Consider the following 15,271-nt stretch of genomic DNA (forward strand, 5'->3'; position numbering starts at 1 on the left):
GAGGATGACCGCGCGGCCGTTGATCGCGCCGGCGTGCAACTGCTCGTATGCGTGCGGCGCCTCGTCCAGGGAGAAGGTCTGGGTGTGGACGGAGACGGCGCCGGTGCGGGCGAGGGCCAGTACTTCCTGGAGTTCGGTGCGGGAGCCCCAGTAGGGGGCGGTGACCGAGACTTCGTGCGGGAGCGCGCCGAATCCGACCGGGAGGGTGCCGCCGCCGATGCCCACGAGGGACACCTCGGCCTCGACCGCGGCCACGGCTCCGGCGATGCGGACGGTGGGGGCGGCGCCGACGAAGTCGAAGACGGCCTGCGCGCCGAGGCCGCCGGTCAGCTCGCGGACGGCGGCGGGGGCGTTGTCGTCGGAGAGCACCGTTTCGTGGGCGCCGACCTTGCGGGCCAGTTTCAGCTTGTCGTCGTTGATGTCCAGGGCGATGATCCGGGCCGGGGTGAGTGCCCGCAGCAGCTGGATCGCGGTGTGTCCGAGACCGCCGGTGCCGATGACGACCGCGGTGGAGCCGGGGACGAGCTTGGGCAGGGCTCGCTTGATGGCGTGGTACGGCGTGAGGCCGGCATCGGTCAGGGGGACGGCGGCGACCGGGTCGAGCCCGTCCAGGGGGACGAGGTGGCGCGGGTCGTCGACGAGGAGGTATTCGGCGATGGCGCCGGGGGCGCCCAGGCCGGGCGGACGGATGCCGAGCTCGTCGGCGCGCAGGCAGTAGTTCTCCTTGCCTTCGGCGCACTTGGCACACCGGCCGCAGCCCCAGGGACCGTAGACGGCGACGGCGTCGCCCACGCGGACTCCGGTGGTACCGGTGCCGAGTGCGGCGACGGTGCCGACGCCTTCGTGGCCGAGGGTGAGGGGCAGCGGGTACGGGAAGCTGTCGGCGGGCCAGCTCATGACGGCGATGTCGCTGTGGCACACGCCGGCGGCGGTGACCTTCAGGAGCACCTGGCCGGGGCCGGGCTCGGGGTCGGGGATGGTCACTACCTGGGGGGCGGCGCCGATGGTGTGGTACTGCAGGGCCTTCATGGTGGTCTCCTTTCCAGGGGTTCAGACGGCGGTGTAGGCGCCGTCGACCAGGTGGTAGCTGCCGGTGATGAACGAGGCGCGGTCGGAGAGCAGGAACGCGATCAGTTCGGCGACTTCTTCGGGTCGGCCCAGCCGCCCGGCCGGGTGCAGCGCGACGAGCGCGGCGCGCGCCTGCTCGTCCATCTGCCGCAGCAGCGGGGTCTCGATGAAGCCGGGGCCGACCGAGTTGATCCGGATGCCCTGGGCGGAGTACTCGGCGGCGGCGGTCTTGGTCAGTCCGACAACGCCGTGTTTGGCGGCCACGTACGCGGGCGAGCCGGCGAAGCCGACGGAGCCGAGGATGGAGGCGACGTTGACGATGGCGCCGCCGCGGCCGGCGGCCTGGATGGCGGGCAGTTCGTGGCGCAGGCAGTAGAAGACGCCGTCGAGGTTGGTGCGGATGACGCGGTCGTACTGCGCGATGTCGTACGCGCCGGTGGGTGCGCTGGGGCCGCCGATTCCGGCGTTGTTCACGGCGAGGTGGAGGCCGCCGTAGGTCTCGGTGGCGAAGCGGACGGCGGCCTCGACCGAGTCCGGGAGGGTGACGTCCAAGGTGGTGGCGGCGGCCGTCCGCCCCTCGGCGGTCAGCTCGGCAGCTGCCTTCTCGGCGCCCGTGGTGTCGAAGTCGGCGAGGACGACGTTGGCGCCGCCGGCGGCCAGCCGCCGGGCGGTGGCCAGGCCGATGCCGGACGCGGCCCCGGTGACCAGGGCGGTGCGGCCGGCGAACTCGGTGGCGTCGGCGGTGGGTGTGGGTGTGGTGCTCATGGTGGTCTCACTCATCAGTCGGTAGTTCAGTAGTGGGTGGTTCGTCGGTGGTGCGGTGGGAGGCCGCCGAGGCGACTTCCCAGGACAGGGCGTCGTATGCCCGTTCCACGAGGTCGGCGAGGTCGGCGCCGGCGCCGTCCTGGCCGTCCGGACTGCGGGCCCAGGCGCGCAGTGCGGCGGTCAGCACGCCCGCTGCGGCCTCCACGACGACGGCCGGGCGCAGGTCCCGGAGGCCGTCGGTGCCGAGGCGGTCGGCGATGATCCGGATCGATTCCTCCTGGGCGTCGACGCGGATGCGCTCGTACGCGGCGAACAGGGTCGGTTCCCGGTCGAGGAGACCGACGATCCGGCGCATCTGGGGGCGCAGTTGCCGGGCAGGGGTATCCCGGTCGGCCAGCCAGGCGCGGACGGCCCGGCGATAGGCCAGCAGCGGCGGTTCGCCCGCCGGCCGGGCGCGCAGCGCCGCGTTGATCCGCTCGCCGTCGTCGCGGACGAAGCCGAGGGCGGCGTCCTCCTTGCCGGTGAAGTACCGGCTGAAGGTGCGCCGGGTGACGTCCGCGCGGTCGGCGACGGCTTCCACCGTGGTGGCGGCCAGACCCCGTTCCAGGATCAGCTCGACGGCGGCGGTGGCGAGCGCCTCGCGGGTGCGGCGCGCCCGCAGCAGCCGCCGGTCCGCCACGGCGGCTCCGGCCGGTTCTGGTTCGTCGATGTCCATGTTTTCGACGGTACGTCCCGATGTCCCGCCGGGACATTTTTCCCGGTGAGACATATGTCCCACCGGGACATCGACGTTCTCCGGTGCCGGCGCGGTGGGGGCGGGCGCCGACGGCTGGAGACCTCCACGGTGCGTCGGGAACGCGAGAACGCCTCCGCCGACGTGCCGGAGTCACCCGGAGTTGCACTACCGCCGGCTGGACCCCGCCTGACGCGCCCGCGCCCGCCGAAGCAGGCAGGAGAACGGCCCCCGCTCACGCCTCTGCCCCGCGGCATGGGCTGTGCTAGCGTCGTCCGATCTACTTTCACGGTGTGGTCATTGCGGGGGGCGTGATGAAGCTTCTCCTTACCGACTCCGGTGTCAGGAACGCGAGCATCCTGGCGGCGCTGGTCGATCTGCTGGGTAAGCCGATCGCCGAGGCCGATGCGTTGTGCATTCCCACCGCGGGGTACGCGGGACCGTACGCGGATCCGGGCGGGCCCTGGCGTTTCGTCAGCGGACGGTCTCCTGGTCCGATGACCGACCTGGGGTGGAAGTCGGTGGGCGTGCTGGAGCTCACCGCGCTGCCCAGTATCGACCAGGAACGCTGGGTCTCCTGGGTCCGGGAGGCGGACGTCCTGCTGGTGAACGGCGGTGACGCGCTGTACCTGTGCCACTGGATGCGGGAGTCCGGACTGGCCGACCTCTTCCCGTCGTTGCGTGACACGGTCTACGTGGGGCTCAGTGCCGGGAGCATGGTGCTGACTCCCCGCATCGGGGCGGAGTTCGTCGGCTGGAAGCCGCCCACCGGTGACGACAGCACGCTGGGGCTCGTCGATTTCTCCCTCTTCCCGCACCTCGACAGCCCGGATTGTCCGGAGAACAGCATGGCCGAGGCGGAACGGTGGGCCGCCGAGATCGGGGGTCCGGCGTACGCCATCGACGCTCAGACCGCCGTCAAGGTGACCGACGGCGGCGTCGAGGTCGTCTCCGAGGGGAACTGGAGACTGTTCGACCCGGCATCATGAACGTCGACTGTCGACCGGCGTGCAGCTGGTCCGCGCTGCCAACGGCACTCGCGCCCGCCGGCGTTGCCGGCCTCCGTGCGGCGGGGAAGGCCCGTGCGGCTGACAAGGCCCGCGGGCAGCGCGGCTCACGCGTGCTCGCCCGCGAGGCTCAGACCAGCACGCCGTCCTCGGCAACGACCCTGCCCTGGTGGATGACGACGCGGTCCTGCGGCCGGTCCATCACCGCGCTGGTCACCGTCTCTCCGGAGAACAGGACGAGGTCGGCGGGGTCACCCTCGGCCACACCGCGGGGTTCCGGGGCGGGGGCGGTCCAGGCGGCGCCGGCCTCGCCGCCCGCCAGGACGGCTCGGCCGCCCACGGTGGCCAGCGCGACGCAGCGCTCGATGTGCTCGTCGCGACGCAGCTGGTTGGTGAACGCGAGCTGCCAGGTGCGGCCGAGGATGTCGCCGTCTCCGAACGGCGACCAGTAGTCCCGAATGCCGTCCTGGCCCAGGCCCACCCGCACGCGGTGCTCGGCCAGCAGTTCCAGGGGCAGGGTGCGTCGGCCGCTCGGGGCGATCGTGGTGAGGGCGATGTCGAGTTCGGCGAGCTGGGTGACCAGTTCCTCGACCCGGGCGGCCTGCGATGTGGCGAGCGCGAAGGCGTGCGAGATCGTCACCTTGCCCTGCATGGACAGGGCGCGGACCCGGTCGAAGATGAGGCCGAGAGTGAAGGCCCCGAGCTCGCCCACCTCGTGGAGATGCAGGTCCAGGCCGGTCCGGTGGCGTTCGGCCAGGCCGAACACGATGTCCAGGTGCTCGACGGGATCGCGATCGAGGCCGCAGGGGTCGATGCCGCCCACCAGATCCGCGCCGCCGGCGAGCGCGTCGGCCAGCAGGTCGGCGGTGCCGCGGTCGCGGACGATCCCGGCCTGCGGGAAGGCGACGATCTGGACCGTCGCCCGGTCCTTGTGCGCTTCGCGTGCGGCGAGGACGCCGTCGAGACGGGCGAGGCCGGATTCCGTGTCGACCTGGGCGTGGCTGCGTACGGCGGTGGCGCCCGAGGCGATGGTCCTGCCGAGCGTGTGGGTCGCCCGCTCGCCGACGCTCGCCTCCGCGGAACGCCAGTTGGACCGGTCGTTCTCGATCAGGCCCTCAAGACCCGGCCCCGCGGTGTGCGGGCGGAACGGCAGGCCGAGCCGGGTGGAGTCGAGGTGGGCGTGCGCGTCGGTGAAGGAGGGCAGCGCGATCCGCCCGTGTCCGTCGATGACGCCCGGCTCGTCCCGCGCCGTCGCGCCGCCGGCCGGCAGCACCTGCGTGATCCGGCCGTCCTCGACGAGGATGTCGCTCAACTCGCCCGCCCAGGGGCGTACGGCGATGATCTTCTTCGAACTCGTCATGGCTCTCCGTAAGTTTCAGCGGCCCTGGCGGGGCCGGGTCACCGCAGCGCGCACTGCTGCTCCTGCCCGGCGATGATCGACAGGACGATGTCGCAGGCGCGTGCCGCGTCCCCCGTCCTGATCGCGTCGAACAGGGCCTCGTGGTCGTCGCCGCCCTCGCCGACGGCGTGTTCGAGCGACCGGGTCGCGTCGAGGGACTCCCGCATGGCCAGCGAGAGCCCCTCGTAGAGGTCCAGCAGAAGGGAGTTGCCGGCGGCCTTCGCGACGGCCAGGTGGAAGGAGACGTCGGCGTCGACGAAGGTCGACTGGTCACCCGTGGCGGCGGCCTCGCGCCGGCGCCGCAGGATGTCGGCCATCGCCTCCAGGTCGTCCTCGGTGCGCCGTGCGGTGGCCAGTTGGACCGCGGCCGTGTCCAGGCCGCGTCGTACTTCGAGGACATCCCGGGTCTTGCTGTCCATGAGTTTGCGGTTGAGTGCCACGGTTGTCTCGTCGATCGCGATCACGTACGTGCCGTCGCCCTGTCGTACGGAGAGCAGGCCGGCGTAGGTGAGCGCGCCGATGGCCTCGCGCAGCGGCGGTCGGCTGAGGCCCATGGTCTGGGCGAGTTCCGCCTCGGACGGCAGCCGGTCACCCAGCGCCCAGTTCCCCTCGCGGATCTGGTAGCGGATCTCCTCAATGGCGACCTGTACTGCGGAAGCGCGGTTGAAGCGCGGCACTTAAGCCCCCCACCTTCCTGGCGGTCGGTCGGGTCCTCGCCGGCCGAGCGGCGGCGGTGGTGCCATGACGTGCGGCTCCAAGGATCTGCCGAAAGTCCATCGAGGCCCCTATCCAGAAACATCATACGTCTGATAGTCAGATTACATGACGACAACGTCCCCGCGTATCGCCTTCGATCAAAACGAGCCATGTGTCCTCCCTGACCGAGCCTCAGATCCGCGTAGGACCATGCGTGTTGGAGCCATGTGTGGCCCGGTACAGGGGATCGACGAGGGCGACTGGCCGGCAGCTCTTGACCTGGCCCGCGAACTGGGCCTGGGTGGCGTGCTCTTCGCCACCCCCCGCGCGGTCAGTCCGTCGCTGGATCGGGCCGAACTACTGGCGGCCCGGCGGGCCGCCGACGAATGCGGCCTGTTCGTCGAAGCCGGGGTGGGCTGCCTCGGCCCGCACGGTGACACCGCCGAACGCGTCGCCGAACTCACCGCGATGATCGGTGCCGCGGTGGCCCTGGGCTGCGACCAGTTCTTCGCCTACACCAGGACCGAGCGGCAGCGCGCCTCGCCCTCGCACGCCGATCAACTACAGCAGATCCAGCAGACGTTGGCCGCCCTGCGGCCGACGCTGCTGGAGCACGGTTGCCGGCTCAACGTCAAGACCCACGAGGATCTCTCCTCGGACGAGGTGGTCCGGCTGGTCGAGACCGCCGGCACCGACGTGTTCGGGGTGAGCCTGGACGTGGCGAACCTCGTCGTACGCGCCGAGGACCCGGTCGAGGTGACCCGGCGACTCGCGCCGTACGTCCATCAGACCCATCTGGAGGACGTCGCGCTGTACTTCGCCCCCGCGGGTCTGCGCCGCGAACTGCGGCCCTGCGGCGACGGAGTGCTCGACTGGACCGCGATCCTGGACGCCCTTGTCCGGGACGCTCCGGCCCGGCACCTCGTCTTCGAGCAGCATCGCGGCCAGTTCGACACGGAGATGTTCCGGGACGACTGGTTCGACCGCGAACCCCACATCAGGCCAAGGGAGTTGGCCCGCCTGGTGCGCGCCGCGGTGCGCTGTGAACGCTTCGCGGCCGAGCAGGGCGGCCGGCGGCCGGTCGACTCCGCGTCGCGGACCGACACCGCCGGATACCGCGCCGAACTGCGCCGAAGTATCACCCACGTACGTTCCGTACTGGTCACGATCTCTGGAGAGCAGCCGTGACAACCATCGCCTCAGCCCGACTGCGCACGGTGCGCCGCCGGGTCTCGGAGAACGACAAGGTCCTGGTGGTCGCCCTGAGCGCGCTGGGAGTCCTCGCCCTGGTCGTGGTCTTCGGCCCGCTCGTGTGGCCGGACAACTCCAACACGGTCGATCTGGCCCAGCAGTTCACCCCGCCCTCTACCCACCACCCGCTGGGGACCGACAACCTCGGCCGGGACATGCTCGCCCGGGTACTGATCGGCGCGCGGGCCTCGCTCGGCGCGGGCCTCGTCGTCGCCCTGGCCGGGGCGGTCCTCGGCTGTGTCACCGGTCTGCTCGCCGGGGCGCTGGGCGGCTACGTCGACACGGTCCTGACCTGGCTGACCAACTCGATCCTCTGCTTCCCCTCGATCATGCTCGCGATGGCGGTCGTGATGGCCCTCAAACCCGGCATACCCGCGGTGGTGATCGGCCTGTCGATCCACTCGTTCCCCTGGTACATGCGGACCCTGCGCAGCGAGGTCATGCGGATCTCCGCCAAGGATTTCGTCAAGTCCACCCGGGCGATCGGGGCGACCCGGCGCCGGACCCTGTTCGTCCACATCTTCCCGCACCTGATCTCCACCATCGTGCTGCAGATGGCGGCCGTCTTCGGCGCGGCGGTCCTCTCGCTCGCGGCACTGGGCTTCCTCGGCATGGGTGCCCAGCCACCGACCGCCGAGCTCGGCTCGATGATCACCGACGGCCAGCAGTTCTTCCTGACCGGCCAGTGGTGGGTCGCGGCCTTCCCCGGCCTCGTGCTGCTCATCGCCGTGACCTTGACCACCGTCGTCGCCGACCGGACCCGCGAAATCCTCGACCCCCGCGGCGAGTACATCGTGGCCGACTGACCGGAGGGACCCTGATGCTCGCCACCATCTCCAAGCGGCTCGCCGTCGGAATCACCACCATCCTCGGCGCGCTGGTGTTCTCCTTCCTCATGCTGCGCAAACTGCCCGGCGACCCGGCCCGGCTCGTCGGCGGTGACCTTGCCAACCAGACGACAATCGCCAACATCCGCGCCTCGATGGGGCTCGACAAGTCACTGCCGATGCAGTTCTGGGACTACCTCACCGCACTCGCGCACGGAGACCTCGGATTCTCCTTCAGCACCGGTCAACCGGTGACCGGCCTGCTGCGCTCCCGGCTGCCGGCCACGATCGAACTCGGCCTGACCGGTGTGTTCATCGCCGTGGTGTCGGCACTCGTCTTCGGCGCCGTCGCGGTCTTCCGCCGCAAGCGGGGCGCCGACGTCTCGCTGCGGACCGCCTCGTCGCTGGCGATGGGCTCCCCACCGTTCTGGCTCGCCCTCGTGGCCATCCTGCTGCTCTCGGTCAAGCTCGGGGTCTTTCCCGGCCCGGAGGGACGACTGTCGCCGGGCAGAGCGGCGCCCCACGACGTCACCGGGCTCTACACCGTCGACGCCCTGCTCGCCGGCCAGCTCCCGACCTTCGTCAACGCCCTCTGGCATCTGATCCTGCCCGGCTGCACGATCGCGGTCGGACCGTTCGCCTTCCTCAGCCGGCTGTTCCGGTCGCAGCTGCGCAACACGATCCGGGAACCGTTCGTACTGGTCGCGCGGAGCCGGGGCATCACCCGCCGGGCCGCGTTCCTGCGCCATGTCGTGCCCAACTCGCTGCTTCCACTGGTGGCCGCCACCGCGATGCTCCTCGCGGAGCTGATGACCGGCAGCGTCCTGGTGGAGAAGGTGTTCGGCTGGCCCGGCGTCGGCTCGCTCACCGTCGACGCGATCCTCCAGAAGGACTTCTCGGTCGTCCAGGGAGTCATCGTCCTGAGCGCCTTCCTCTACGTGGCGGTCGGCTTCCTCGCCGACGTCACCTACTCAACCATCGATCCCCGTATCCGAGTCGGCGCCAAGTGAGACGACAAACCGGACAGGAGCCGAGCTGATGGCTCAGACACCAGCAACCGCCACGACCACACCCCCTACTGATGCCCTGCTCCAGGTCAAGGGCCTGCGCACCGAGTTCGCCACCCCCCGGGGAAGGGTGGCCGCCGTACGGGACGTCAGCTTCACCGTCCACCGCCGCGAGCGCATGGCGATCGTGGGGGAGTCGGGTTCGGGCAAGTCGGCCATGGCCATGTCCATCGTCGGCCTCCTCCAGCCACCCGGCCGGGTGACCGAGGGGGAGGTGCTGCTCGACGGACAGGATCTGCGCGGGCTGCCGGACTCCGAGATGTCCCACGTCCGCGGCCGCCGGATCTCCCTGGTCTTCCAGGACCCCATGAGCGCGCTGGACCCGATCCGCAGCATCGGCTCCCAGATGGTGGAGGGCATCCGCGCCCATCAGGACATGACCCGCAAGGCCGCCCGGAAGCTGGCCGCCGACCTGCTCGGCGAGGTCGGTGTGGTCAACGCCGCCGACCGGTTGGCGGACTACCCGCACCAGTACTCCGGCGGCATGCGGCAGCGCGTACTGATCGCGATGGCGCTCGCCAACTCGCCCGAGCTGGTGATCGCCGACGAGCCGACCACCGCGCTCGATGTGACCACCCAGGCCCAGGTACTGCAACTGCTCGACCGTCTGGTGACCGACCGCGGCGCGGCCCTGATGCTGATCACGCACAACCTCGGCATCGTCGCCGGCTACTGCGACTCGGTGAAGGTCATGTACGCCGGCCAACTGGTCGAGGCCAGCGGCAGCCGGGACCTGTTCTCCGCGGCAGGACACCCCTACTCCCGCGAGCTGATCAAGTGCGTGCTGAGGACCGACCAGGTCCCGCAGGGGCGGCTGTCCACGATCCCCGGCACACTCCCCGACCCCACCATGCCCATCACGGGCTGTTCCTTCGAGCCACGCTGCCCGACCGGCCGGGGCAAGCCCGTCTGCCGGAGCCGGGAACCGGTGCTCGTCAGCCTCGGTGCGCCGGGCGCCGAGCGCGCCACCAAGTGCCACTTCCCCGGCACCGAAGAGCTGGAGGACACCGAATGACTTCCGCGCCGGTCCAGCCGGCCACCGAACCCGACGTGCTGCTGCGCGTCACGGGCCTCACCAAATCCTTCGGCGGCCGACGCGCCGGCATAGGCACCCGCAGGACCGGGCAGGTACACGCGCTGCGACAGGTCTCCTTCGAGGTACGCCGGGGCGAAACCCTCGGACTCGTCGGCGAGTCCGGCTCCGGCAAGTCCACCGCCGCCTCGTGCGCGCTGCGGATGACCGACCCCGATTCCGGCTCGGTCGTCTTCGACGGAGACGACGTCGGGAAGATGTCGCACGCCGAGCTGCGGCAGATGCGCTCGCGGGTGCAGATGGTCTTCCAGGACCCCTACGGCTCGCTGGACCCGCGCTTCTCGGTACGCCGGCTCGTGGAGGAACCACTTCTGGTGCACGGCGAGCGCGACCCCGCGGTGCGGCGGGCCCGAGCCCTGGAGATGCTCGAACGGGTGGGACTGTCGGCGGAACTGGCCGAACGCAACGCCCACGCCTTCTCCGGCGGTCAACGCCAGCGCATCGCCATCGCCCGCGCACTCGTCCTCAACCCCGAACTTCTCGTCCTCGACGAGCCGGTGACGGCCCTGGACGTGTCGGTACAGGCCCAGGTCCTCAACCTGCTGGCGGACCTCCAGTCCGGACTGGGCCTGACCTGCCTGTTCATCGTGCACGACCTCGCCGTGGCCCGGTACGTCTGCCATCGCATCGCGGTGATGTACCTCGGCGAGATCGTGGAGGTCGCCGACTCCGACGAACTGTTCGCCAACCCGCTGCACCCCTACACCGTGACGCTGCTGCTCGCCGCGCCCGTCCCCGACCCGGACGCCATGGAGCGCAGTCGGCGCGCCCTGGACACGGCCAAACCGGCCGCCGGTCCCGCACCGGCCGGCGGATGCCCGTTGCTGCCCCGCTGCCCGGTCGGCGCCGGCCGTCCCGACTGCGCGCAGCGCCGCCCGCTGCTGCGCGAGGTCGTCCCCGGACATCAGGTGGCCTGCCACTTCCCGGGCGAGATGCAGGAGCAACTCGCCCGGCATACCGGCACCCAGGGCGGTACTCAAGCTCCTCGGGAGGAGGCCAAGTGACAAGAACCGATGGGATACCGGCCCGTCCCCACCGCCGCATCCTGCTCGCGGTCGGTCTTGCCGCCACCGCGGCCATGACCGCGGCCTGTAGCGGCTCCGACGTCAACGGCGCGGGGGCCGGGTCCAACCGCCCGTTCACGGTGAACTGGGCGACGAGCATCTCCAGCCTCGACCCCGCGTTCTCGTGTCCCGGCGACGACAACTCCCTGGCCGGCAGCTTCTACGGACGGCTGGTCAAGCAGTCGGTCACCACCGACAAGGACGGGTTCACCACCACCGACCCCGACCCGTCGAAGGTGGAGCCGGACCTCGCCACGAGCTGGAAGGTCTCGGACGAAGGGAGGACGTACACCTTCACACTGCCCGCCGGCAAGACGTTCGCCAACGGCGACCCGCTCGACGCCAACGCGGTGAAGTACTCCCTGGAACGCACCGTGAAGATGGGTGCCTGCGGTGCGCTCTCGCTCCAACTCGGCATCACCGACCCGCCGTTGATCACCGGTGTGGACGCGCCCGACGCGACCACCGTGGTGTTGCACCTGCGGAAGGCGTATCCCGAGATCCTCTACAGCCTGTCCCAGAGCCGCGGCTCGATCTACGACCCCAAGCCGATCGAGGCCCACGGCGGCGTCAAGACGGGCAGCCCGAACCAGTGGCTGCAAAGCCACACCGCGAGCAGCAGCGGACCGTACGTCCTGCAGACCTACGTCCCCAACAACCACGCCGTCCTGGTCCGCAATCCGCACTACTACGGCACCCCGGCCATCGAACCGAAGGTCCAGGTCAACTTCATCCCGTCGATCCCGACCCTGCTGCTCCAGGCCGAGAACAGCCAGGCCGACGTGACGCTCGGGCTGCCACCGCAGAGCGTGCACAGTGTCAGCGGCAAGTCCTGCTGCAAGGTCGTCAGCTCGGGCAGCGCCACACCGGTCACGGTCTCGCTGAACAACCAGGGCCCCGTCACGAGCAATGTGAAGTTCCGCGAGGCCCTCACCTACGCCATTCCCTACCAGCAGATCATCTCCAAGCTCGCCTACGGCTACGGCGACTCCTACTACGGCCCCGTGGTGCCGGGCATGGCCGGCTACCACGCGTCCCTCGAAACCGCGCGGGCCTACGACCCCGCCAAGGCGAAGCGGTTGCTTGCCGCATCGGGCCTGAAGTCGCCCCACCTCGACCTGATGATCAACCCTCAGTCGCCCGGCGTGTCCGACCTCGCGGCGCTGCTCCAGTCCGTCTGGCGCGCCATCGGCGTCAAGGTGAACCTCGTGGCGAAGCCGCCGGCCGACTTCAGCACCCTGTTCAACAACGGCATGTACCAGTCGGCGCTGCTCTTCGAGTCCAGCACACCGCTCGGCAGCTACGAACTGCGCAAGAAGACGACCTGCGGCAGCAGCTTCAACAACCAGCACATCTGCCTGCCCGGCAGCAAGCCGCTGCTCGCCCAACTCAACAGCGTCACCGACCCGACTCGGCAGCAGCAGCTCATCGACCGGATCAGCAAACTCTGGGTGGACAACTCACCGACGATCATCCTCTACCGCGCCCGGTTCACCGCCGTGCTCGGCCGGGACGTCAAGCACTTCGCGTACGCCGGCAACCTGCCCATCGCGCAGTGGGGCAGGTAACCGGCCCGCACTCAGCGCCCAGCGCCTTTTGCATCGCGCCGTACGCCCAGCGCCTTACGCCTTACGCCTTACGCCATACGCCGTACGTATTGCGCCTCGCAGTGAGGACCCAGCACCCAGTACCAGCACCCAGTACCTGCGGCCGGCATCCCGCGGCCGCACGTGACTCGGCCCAGCGGCCGAGCCGGAAATCATAAGGAGAACCCCGCTATGAAGATCGGTGTCGACGGCCGGAAGATCCCCGGCGCTGCGGACCGCATCCCCCTGGAGATCCTTGGACACGCCCGTGACCTGGGCATGGAGGGCGTGTACTTCCGTACCGTGCTCGACATCTCGCCGACACTCGACCTCGGCCTGCTCCGGGAGGTCCGCCGCGAGGCGGACACGCTGGGCCTCTACCTCCAGATGGGGCTCGGCAAGGTCAACCCGTACGCTGCGGCCGAGGCCCCGGAGATCCGCAGGCTGGGCGAGGGCGACTACACCCGCGGCATGCTGCGCATGCTCCAGGCGTGCCGCGAGGGCGCCGACTGCGGCGAGTTGTGGGTCGCCTGCTGCAACTACAAGGCCGACCTGCCCGGTTACTACGCCATCGACCGGTTCCGTACCGACGCTCCCTGGGCGGACCAACTCGTCGCGATCGAGAAGTTCCTGCATCTGCTCGCGCCGGCCGCCCGCGACCTGGACTGCCACCTCAACATGGAGACCCACGAGGAGATCACCACGACCGAGGTGGTCCGGCTGGTCGAGTCGATCGGTCCTGACGTCATGGGGATCACCTTCGACACCGCGAACGTCATGGTGCGCGGCGAGGAACCGGTGGCCGCCGCGCGCCGGGTCGCCCCGTACGTCCGGGCCACGCACCTGCGCGACTCGATCCTCCAGCGCATCGATGTCGGTCTCGCCCGGACCTTCTCGCCCTGCGGCCTGGGGGTCATCGACTGGGCCGGCCTGCTCGGCGCGCTGCTGGAGCACACACCCGACCTGGACGCCTCCATCGAGCCCGCGGGACCGACCCTGGCGATCCCGATCGGGATCGCGGACGAGAGCTGGCGTGCACTGCACCCCGATCTCGTGGAGGACGAGGTGACCGAGCTCGTCCGCCTCGCGGACGACTACGCCCGGCGTTCGGCCGACGGCACGGTGCCGTCGGTGGAGGACTTCCGCGCGACACCGTTCGACGGCGAGGACTTCGTCCTGCGCAGTGCCGAGCATCTGCGCAAGACGCTCGCGACCCTCCAGGCACCCGGCGCGACGGCCGGCGAGAACCGCTGACGTGACCGTACCCGCCGGCCAGAAACGACACCGTCCCCAGCGAGGTTCGACGTGACCAGACAGCACACCCCTGCCGGCGCGGGCCCCGCGTCGAGTCCGGCGTCGAACCCGCGCCCTGATCCGATTCGGGTCCTGGTCCTCAACTGCAATGTGACCGAGTCGATGACCGAGGTCATCGGGGAGTCGGCTCGGGCCGCCGCGGGTCCGGGGACGGTCGTCACCGCCATCTCACCGGAGTGGGGAGTGGCCTCCGCGGAGGGCTATCTGGACAGTTTCATCGCCGCGACGGCCATGCTCGACCGGCTTGCCACCTGGCGTGGCGGCATGGACGCGGTCGTGCTGGCCGGCTTCGGCGAGCACGGGCGGGAGGCCGCCCGTGAACTGCTGGACGTACCGGTCGTGGACATCACCGACGCGGCCGCGCACGTGGCGCTGATGCTGGCGCCCCGCTACGGCGTGGTGACCACTTTGGCCCGTTCCATCGTGCAGATCCAGGACAGCCTGCGGACGGCCGGCGTGGCGGACCACTGCGTCGGCGTGCTCGCCGCGGGCGTCCCGGTCCTGTCGGCCCACGCCGACATCGCCCGTAGCCGCGAGGCCGTCCTGGCGTGCGGCCGTCAGCTGATCGACTCCGGTGCCGAGGCACTGGTGCTCGGCTGCGCGGGCTTTGCCGGCCGCGCGGCCTCCTTCGAGGAGGAGCTGGGCATTCCGGTGATCGACCCCGTCGCCGCCGGGCTGCTCTTTGCCGAAGGGCTGGCCCGGCTCGGTCTGCGGACGAGCAAGGTGTCGACCTTTGCCAGGCCGTTGGCCAAGTCCCGTCCGGGCTGGGGCTCCGTACCGCACCGGAGGGCGGGTGTCGAGGACGCCTATCCCGTCTGACAGTTCGCGGGTCTCCCGCCAACGCCCGTAAATGACCGGGGACCCCGTCGGGTTCCGGAGAGGACTTGAGATGGCGACTACGGTGCACGCGCGTTTTGTGCTCGGCTTTCGCGAGGGCGATCATGTGCTGATCGAGGATGCCTCCGTCGTCTACGACGGTGCGCGCATCGTGTATGTAGGGCCGCGCCGGGAGGGCGCGGCGGGGGAGACGATCGATCTGGGCGAGGCCCTGGTGACACCGGGCCTTATCGACCTCGACGCGGTGTCGGACATCGACCACGCGCTGCTCGACTCCTGGTCCGCACCAGAAGCCGCCGCGGGACTTCAGTGGTCGGCGGACTACTTCACCCACCGCCGTCACGATGTCTTCGACCAGGAGGAACGGAACTTCATCCGGCGGTACGGCCTCGCCCAACTCCTGCTGCACGGCATCACGACTTGTATGCCGATCGCTTCGGAGGTTCACAGTTCCTGGGCCGAGTCCTACCAGGACGCGGTCGGTATCGCCGAGGCGGCCCGCGCCCTGGGCATCCGCGCCTACGTGGGTCCCAGCTACCGGGCGGGGATCAACGTGGCGGTCGG

General features: G+C 70.4%; 14 protein-coding genes and 1 pseudogene. 10 read left to right on the forward strand and 5 right to left on the reverse strand.

Annotated features, from left to right (window positions below; all coding sequences use genetic code 11):
• From AC13HU_RS14330 to AC13HU_RS14340, 3 genes are all read right to left on the reverse strand, one after another.
• Positions 1-1,029 (reverse strand): NAD(P)-dependent alcohol dehydrogenase (locus AC13HU_RS14330; RefSeq protein ID WP_483042226.1); only part of this gene is annotated, 1,029 nt, incomplete at its 3' end.
• A 21-nt stretch (positions 1,030-1,050) separates the two neighbouring features.
• Positions 1,051-1,848: an SDR family NAD(P)-dependent oxidoreductase gene (locus AC13HU_RS14335; protein ID WP_483042227.1), complete on the reverse strand. Its 798-nt coding sequence runs from the start codon at positions 1,846-1,848 to the stop codon at positions 1,051-1,053.
• Positions 1,841-2,548: a TetR family transcriptional regulator gene (locus tag AC13HU_RS14340; protein WP_483042228.1), complete on the reverse strand. Its 708-nt coding sequence runs from the start codon at positions 2,546-2,548 to the stop codon at positions 1,841-1,843. The genes AC13HU_RS14335 and AC13HU_RS14340 overlap by 8 nt, the downstream gene beginning before the upstream one ends.
• Before the next feature lie 332 nt (positions 2,549-2,880).
• Between AC13HU_RS14340 and AC13HU_RS14345 the strand changes: the two genes are divergently transcribed.
• The gene (locus tag AC13HU_RS14345) at positions 2,881-3,555 is read left to right on the forward strand and encodes a Type 1 glutamine amidotransferase-like domain-containing protein (protein ID WP_483042229.1); all 675 of its coding nucleotides are present in this window, start codon (positions 2,881-2,883) and stop codon (positions 3,553-3,555) included.
• Positions 3,556-3,703: 148 nt separating this feature from the next.
• Here the strand turns inward: AC13HU_RS14345 and AC13HU_RS14350 are convergent, their stop codons facing one another.
• The gene (locus AC13HU_RS14350) at positions 3,704-4,933 is read right to left on the reverse strand and encodes an amidohydrolase (protein ID WP_483042230.1); all 1,230 of its coding nucleotides are present in this window, start codon (positions 4,931-4,933) and stop codon (positions 3,704-3,706) included.
• A gap of 38 nt (positions 4,934-4,971) precedes the next feature.
• Positions 4,972-5,649, reverse strand: a complete 678-nt coding sequence (locus tag AC13HU_RS14355; RefSeq protein WP_483042231.1) for a FadR/GntR family transcriptional regulator — start codon at positions 5,647-5,649, stop codon at positions 4,972-4,974.
• A gap of 244 nt (positions 5,650-5,893) precedes the next feature.
• Here AC13HU_RS14355 and AC13HU_RS14360 point away from each other — a divergent pair, with 244 nt between their 5' ends.
• From AC13HU_RS14360 to AC13HU_RS14400, 9 genes and pseudogenes are all read left to right on the forward strand, one after another.
• The gene (locus tag AC13HU_RS14360) at positions 5,894-6,856 is read left to right on the forward strand and encodes a sugar phosphate isomerase/epimerase family protein (RefSeq protein ID WP_483042232.1); all 963 of its coding nucleotides are present in this window, start codon (positions 5,894-5,896) and stop codon (positions 6,854-6,856) included.
• Positions 6,853-7,725 carry an ABC transporter permease gene (locus AC13HU_RS14365; RefSeq protein WP_483042233.1) on the forward strand — a complete coding sequence of 291 codons (873 nt, stop codon included), beginning with the start codon at positions 6,853-6,855 and terminating at the stop codon, positions 7,723-7,725. Before AC13HU_RS14360 ends, AC13HU_RS14365 begins: the two co-directional genes overlap by 4 nt.
• A 14-nt stretch (positions 7,726-7,739) precedes the next feature.
• A complete protein-coding gene (locus tag AC13HU_RS14370) occupies positions 7,740-8,756 on the forward strand; it encodes an ABC transporter permease (protein WP_483042234.1) in 1,017 nt (338 codons plus the stop codon).
• Between the two features lie 28 nt (positions 8,757-8,784).
• The gene (locus AC13HU_RS14375) at positions 8,785-9,828 is read left to right on the forward strand and encodes an ABC transporter ATP-binding protein (RefSeq protein ID WP_483042235.1); all 1,044 of its coding nucleotides are present in this window, start codon (positions 8,785-8,787) and stop codon (positions 9,826-9,828) included.
• A complete protein-coding gene (locus tag AC13HU_RS14380; RefSeq protein ID WP_483042236.1) occupies positions 9,825-10,910 on the forward strand; it encodes an ABC transporter ATP-binding protein in 1,086 nt (361 codons plus the stop codon). Before AC13HU_RS14375 ends, AC13HU_RS14380 begins: the two co-directional genes overlap by 4 nt.
• Complete coding sequence (locus AC13HU_RS14385; protein ID WP_483042237.1) at positions 10,907-12,538, forward strand: ABC transporter substrate-binding protein; 1,632 nt, start codon at positions 10,907-10,909, stop codon at positions 12,536-12,538. Before AC13HU_RS14380 ends, AC13HU_RS14385 begins: the two co-directional genes overlap by 4 nt.
• Positions 12,539-12,748: 210 nt before the next feature.
• Positions 12,749-13,810: a sugar phosphate isomerase/epimerase family protein gene (locus AC13HU_RS14390; protein ID WP_483042238.1), complete on the forward strand. Its 1,062-nt coding sequence runs from the start codon at positions 12,749-12,751 to the stop codon at positions 13,808-13,810.
• A gap of 51 nt (positions 13,811-13,861) precedes the next feature.
• The gene (locus AC13HU_RS14395; RefSeq protein WP_483042239.1) at positions 13,862-14,689 is read left to right on the forward strand and encodes an aspartate/glutamate racemase family protein; all 828 of its coding nucleotides are present in this window, start codon (positions 13,862-13,864) and stop codon (positions 14,687-14,689) included.
• 70 nt (positions 14,690-14,759) lie between these two features.
• Positions 14,760-15,271, forward strand: a pseudogene (locus tag AC13HU_RS14400) (N-ethylammeline chlorohydrolase); the annotation flags it as partial.

The sequence above is a fragment of the Streptomyces sp. NH27 genome (genome assembly GCF_056859195.1).